Raw genomic sequence first — 5,158 nt, 5'->3', positions numbered from 1 at the left:
CGCCGGCGGCAGCGCCGACAAGCTCACGCGCCTGATCGCCGAGCGCCTGACCGAGCGCTGGGGCCAGTCGGTGGTGGTCGAGAACCTCGGCGGTGCCAGCGGCACCATCGGCGCCGCGCGCGTGGCCAAGTCGCCGGCCGACGGCTACACGCTGCTGCAGCAGGGCGAGGGCCTGACGCTCAACGGCATCCTGTTCGACCGCCTGCCCTACGACGGCCAGAAGGCCTTCACGCCGGTGATCAAGGCGGTGGTCAATCCGCAGATCCTGGTGGTCAATCCGAAGACCGGCATCGGCGACTTCCGCGCCTACCTCGCGCGCGCCAAGGCACGGCCGCACTCGATCAGCCTGGGGCTGCCGGGCAACGGCGGCATCGCCCACGTGGCGCACGAGATGATCGGCCAGGAGACCGGCGCGCAGGTCAACTACATCCCCTACTCGGGCGGCGGCCCGGCCACGCTCGACGTGCTCGCGGGCCATGTCGACGCCACGCTGATCACGCTGGCCGCCGTGACCGACCACGTGCGCGCCGGCAAGCTGCGCGCGCTCGCGGTCACCACCGACTACCGCTCGGGCGCGCTGCCCGAGGTGCCGACGATGGCCGAGGCCGGGCTGCCGGGCTTCGCGGTCGAGAGCTGGCAGGGCTACTTCGCGCCGGCCGGCACGCCGCCGGCCGTGGTCGCGAAGATCAACCGCGACATCCAGGCCGTGATCGCCGCGCCCGAGACGCGCGCCAAGCTCGAGGACATGGGCTTCAAGGTGACGGGCGGTTCGCCGGCCGACCTGGGGCGCACGCTGGCGGCGGAGCGGATCCGCTATGCGAAGACCATTCAGACGGCGGGGATCTCGCTGCGCTGAGATCCAAAGGACCGTTCACGCTGAGCCTGTCGAAGCGCCGCGCAAGGCTTCGACGGGCTCAGCCCGAACGGTTCGGTATCAGGCCGCCTGCAACCGCGCCTCGCCCTGCCACAGCGCGCCCGCATAGAACTCCGGCCCGAAGTCCGGCGCCACCTCGGCGCGCGTGCGCGCCTCGTGCAGCGGCAGGTCGGCCAGCACCAGGTCCTCGCTGATGCGGCGCACGATGGCCGGCACGTAGCCGCGCATGCCGGGCACGTCGCCCAGCGGCAGTCCGGTGCTCGCGAAGCCGCCCGGGTTGTAGACGTGGATGTCGCGCAGCCACGGCGCCGTGCCCGCCGTCTTCTCGACCAGCTCGAGGCCCGTGCCCAGGTAGGGCGCGGCCGCGAGCTCGTCGTCGCGCTCGTGCGCGGGCGCCTCGAAGCGATCGCGCCAGCGCAGCACCAGGTCGGCGATGCCGGTCAGCTCGGGGCGCTCGCTCAACTCGTGGCTGTAGCCGGTGCCGGCGATCGCGAAGTCGAAGTGGAAATGCTCGTCGTGCACATGGGCCACCAGCTGGTTGCCGTTCTGCGTGACGCCGCGCCACGGCGCGCCCAGGTGCAGGTGGAAGTTGGGAAAGGCCAGCACGCGCTGCACCGAGTCGGGCGGCGGCGTGGTGCCCAGGCGGCGGTAGCGCGCCGCATGGTGCCAGCGCGTGGCATCGGGCAGCGCGAAGTAGTTGTCGTACAGGCCCGGATAGCCGCGCACGCGCGCCACCGGCGTGGCCGCGAGATGGTCACGGCGCGCGAACAGGTGCACGGCGGCCGCGCCATGCTCGAGCGCCACCGCGGCTGCGTCGAAGGCCGAGGCCGCAGCGCCGATCACGGCCACGCGCTTGCCTTCGAGCGCCGCGAAATCGATCGCATGGCCGGTATGGGCCGCGAGCCCGCTGGCCACCGCGTTCGCGAGCAGCTCGGGCACGAAGGGCGCGCCGCTGCCGGCCACGCCGTTGGCGAAGATCAGCTTGCGCGCGGTCTCGATGCGCTCCTGGCCATCGACCTCGAGCCGCACACGGAAATGCGGCACCGCGCCCTGCCCCGCCGCCTCGAAGCCGACCAGACGCGTGCCATAACGCACCCCGGTGGCGGTGATGTGGCGGAACCAGTCGAGGTAGGCGGCCCAGTCGGTGCGCGGAATGCGGTCGAGCGCCGCATAGGCCTCGAGGCCGTGACGCGATTCGTACCAGGCCTGGAAGCCCAGCGCGCTCACCGAGCCTTCGGGGCCGACCAGGTTCTTGAGCGTGCGCAGCTTGTGCATGCGCGCGCGCGTGAGCCACACGCCAGCGCGCTGCGCATCGGGCGCGGCATCGATCACGCTGACTTCGGCGATGCCCGCGCGGCGCAGCGCGAAGGAGAGCGCGGCACCGCTCTGGCCGCCGCCGACGACGAGCACGTCGTGGTCGATGCCATCGTGGCGCGGCACCCAGTTGGCGGGCGCGGGGCCGAGCAGGCGCAGCGCCTCTTGGGCGAAGCGGTCGCGCGGGTCGTTCGGTTCGAGGGGCGTGGAGGGGTCGTTGCTCATGAGGTGATCGACAGGAGTGGCGCGGCGGATGCCGCGAAAAAAAAACGGGCCCCGAGGGGCCCGTTGAAACTGCATCGCCGTAGCGACCAGGAGACACTCACCCTCGAAGGCAAGAGCCCTCATTCTTCAAGAGAGCGCGGCCTTCGCGAAGCACGTAATCCGCATACGCTGATCCGTTTTTGTTCTTTGCCGCGCGGCATCGTCGCGCGATAGCCTGCGGGCACTCCCACCGAGTGCGCGCCCGGAAGGCGCATGCCCCCGCCAGAGACAAGCCTCTTCCCGTCGCCATGAACTTCCAGCAACTGCGATCCGTGCGCGAGACCGTGCGCTGCGGCTTCAACCTCAGCGAAGCCGCCGTGGTGCTCGAGGCCTCGCAGTCCGGCGTGAGCCGGCAGATCCGCGACCTCGAGAACGAGCTCGGCATCCTGCTGTTCAAGCGCTCGGGCAAGCGGCTCACCGGCCTCACCTCGCCCGGCGACCACCTGCTGCCGATCATCGAGCGCGTGCTCGACGACAGCCTGAACCTGCGCCAGGCCGGCCAGGATTTCCTGGCGCGCGAAGAAGGCCTGCTGTCGATCGCGGCCACGCATTCGCAGGCGCGCTATGCGCTGCCGGCCGCGGTGCAGGAGTTCCGGCTGCGCTTTCCCGGCGTGCGGCTGCACCTGCACCAGGGCACGCCGCGCCAGATCGCGCAGATGCTGCTCGACGGCGAGGTCGACGTGGGCATCGCCACCGAGTTGCCGCAGAACCATCCGCAGCTCGCGGCCATCTCCTGTCGCTGCTGGACGCACCTGGTGGTGGCGCCCGCGGGCCATCCGCTGCTGACCGAGGCGCCGCTCACCATCGAGAAGCTCGCGCGCCATCCGCTCATCACCTACGACAGCGGCCTCACGGGCCGATCGCGCATCGACGAGGCCTTCGCGCGCCATGGCCTCTCGCCCGACATCGTGCTGGCCGCGATGGATGCCGACGTGATCAAGACCTATGTGGAACTCGGCGTGGGCGTGGGCATCGTCGCCGACCTGGCCTACGACGCGGTGCGCGACCGGCGCCTGCGCGCGCTGGAAGCGGGCCACCTGTTCGGCGAGAACCGCACCCAGCTCGCGGTGCGTCGCGGCGGGCATCTGCGCGGCTACATCCATGCCTTCATCGATGCCTTCGCGCCCGGTATGGCGCGCGAGGCGATCGCGCGCGCCAGCGCGGAGGCGCCGCCCGACGACGCCTAGGCGCCTGGCTGCTGCGGCTCGCCCAGCGAGAGCATCAACCGGTTCGCCCAGTTGAAGAAGGCCGCGCCGTGGATCACGTCGGCGATCGCGAGGTCGTCGAGGCCCTGCGCGCGCAATGCCTCGATGTGCTCCGTGCCGAAGCTCGAAGGCGTGGACGACAGCGCCACCGAGGCCGCGACGATCGCGTCCCAGCGCTCGCCGAGCGCGGCCGTCGTGCCCTCGTCGAGCAGCCGCTGCACGTCATCCGAACGCTGCGAGAAATGCGTGGCGAAGCGCGCATGCACCGAGGCGCAGTAGATGCAGCCGTTGTGGCGCGAGGCCGCGGCCGCGGCCAGTTCGCGCTCGGCGCGCGGCAGGCCGGCCTCGGGGTTGTAGAAGATGTCCTTGTCGGTGCGCGTGCGCGCGCCGAGGATGTCGGGATCGCGCGCGAGCAGCCTGAAGTACGGCGACTTGGCGCGCGAAGCATCCACCAGGCCCGCGAAGTGGCGCTCGGTGAGCTCGGCTTCGGGCAGCGGCTCGAGCCAGGGCAGCCATTCGAGCTGCGCCTGCGTGAAGCGCGTGGGGTGCGCGTTGTCCGGATAGCTCAGGGTCGATTCAGTGGCCATGGCGTTCAGTCGACGGAAGTGATGGGATGGCGCGCCAGCGTGCGCAGGCCCGCGACGACGCGGATCTGGAACGCGAGGAAGGCCACGAGCTGCGACAGGGTCACGATGCCGGTGGACGACCAGCCGGCATCGAGCAAGGCCTGCAGCGCGGTGGGGCTGGCATCGCGCGGATGGAACACCAGCAGCTGTGCGTGCACGAGCGCGGCAGAGAGGCGCGGGCCCAGCGCTTCGCGGTTCGAATCGGCGACCGCGTAGGAAGGGCCTTCCTTATCCTCGGCGCTCAGCGGGCCCGCGGGATAGCGGCCGTACGGGCCCTTGGCGGCGGCGCGTTTCGCTTCGTCGGCGATCGCCTCGGCCAGGCCCGCGCGTGCGCGCTGCGCGGCCAGTTGCTGCGCATAGAAGCGCGCGACCTCGGGCTGCTCGTGCAGCGCGGTCACGAAGGCCGCGATGGCGAAGCGGTCCGCGATGTCGAACCCTTCGGGCACGGGCGGCGTGGGCGCTAACAGCGCGAGGTAACTCTGCTGCGCGTTGAGGCGCGCCTGTTCGCGCTGCGCGCGCAGCCGGTCGAGCGGATCGCCGGGCGCGATGCCGACCAGCTGGTCGATCACGTCGGCGACGGGAGGGGTGGTGGCGGTCATGAGGTCTGGAGGGAAGGAAGGTCGGTGGGTGCCGCAGCCGTGTCGCGCTGCCAGCCTAGCGCCGGCGCGACCTCGGTGGCGACGAGTTCGATCGAGCGCAGGATCGCCGCATGCGGTGGATCGACCGAGTGCACCTGGCACACGAGGTCGGTGACGCGCGCGAGCGTGCTGTCGGCGGAGAGCGAGGCGATCACGTCCTCGGGCGTTCCCACGTGCACGTCGTAGGCCGCGATCAGTCGCTCGAGCGGGGCCTCGGGACCCGCGCGGTCCGCGAGA

5 protein-coding genes and 1 pseudogene are annotated in these 5,158 nt (G+C 71.5%); 2 read left to right on the top strand and 4 right to left on the bottom strand.

Annotation, left to right across the window (positions count from 1 at the left end; genetic code table 11):
- Positions 1-856, top strand: an 856-nt coding sequence (locus AC27VN_RS32105) for a tripartite tricarboxylate transporter substrate binding protein (RefSeq protein ID WP_490879175.1), incomplete at its 5' end; no start/stop codon positions are given.
- A gap of 78 nt (positions 857-934) precedes the next feature.
- Here AC27VN_RS32105 and AC27VN_RS32100 read toward each other — a convergent pair.
- Positions 935-2,413: a SidA/IucD/PvdA family monooxygenase gene (locus AC27VN_RS32100; RefSeq protein WP_490879174.1), complete on the bottom strand. Its 1,479-nt coding sequence runs from the start codon at positions 2,411-2,413 to the stop codon at positions 935-937.
- Positions 2,414-2,700: 287 nt separating this feature from the next.
- On the opposite strand from AC27VN_RS32100, the gene AC27VN_RS32095 reads away from it, so the two are divergent.
- Positions 2,701-3,639 (top strand): CysB family HTH-type transcriptional regulator, encoded by a 939-nt coding sequence (locus AC27VN_RS32095; RefSeq protein WP_490879173.1) that lies wholly within the window; start codon positions 2,701-2,703, stop codon positions 3,637-3,639.
- On the opposite strand, the gene AC27VN_RS32090 is transcribed toward AC27VN_RS32095, so the two are convergent.
- The 3 genes and pseudogenes from AC27VN_RS32090 to AC27VN_RS32080 all read right to left on the bottom strand — a co-directional run.
- Complete coding sequence (locus tag AC27VN_RS32090; RefSeq protein WP_490879172.1) at positions 3,636-4,244, bottom strand: alkylhydroperoxidase domain protein; 609 nt, start codon at positions 4,242-4,244, stop codon at positions 3,636-3,638. The two genes, AC27VN_RS32095 and AC27VN_RS32090, sit on opposite strands and share 4 nt — an antisense overlap.
- A gap of 5 nt (positions 4,245-4,249) precedes the next feature.
- Entirely contained in the window at positions 4,250-4,882 is a 633-nt protein-coding gene (locus AC27VN_RS32085) for a CMD domain protein (RefSeq protein ID WP_490879171.1), read from the bottom strand.
- A pseudogene (locus AC27VN_RS32080) lies at positions 4,879-5,158 on the bottom strand (putative FMN-dependent luciferase-like monooxygenase); the annotation flags it as partial. The gene AC27VN_RS32085 and the pseudogene AC27VN_RS32080, both read right to left, overlap by 4 nt.

Source organism: Variovorax sp. 20P10.2.4 (assembly GCF_058244205.1).
The sequence above is the reverse complement of the archived record's forward strand: the minus strand, read 5'-3'. Positions and strand labels throughout refer to the sequence as shown.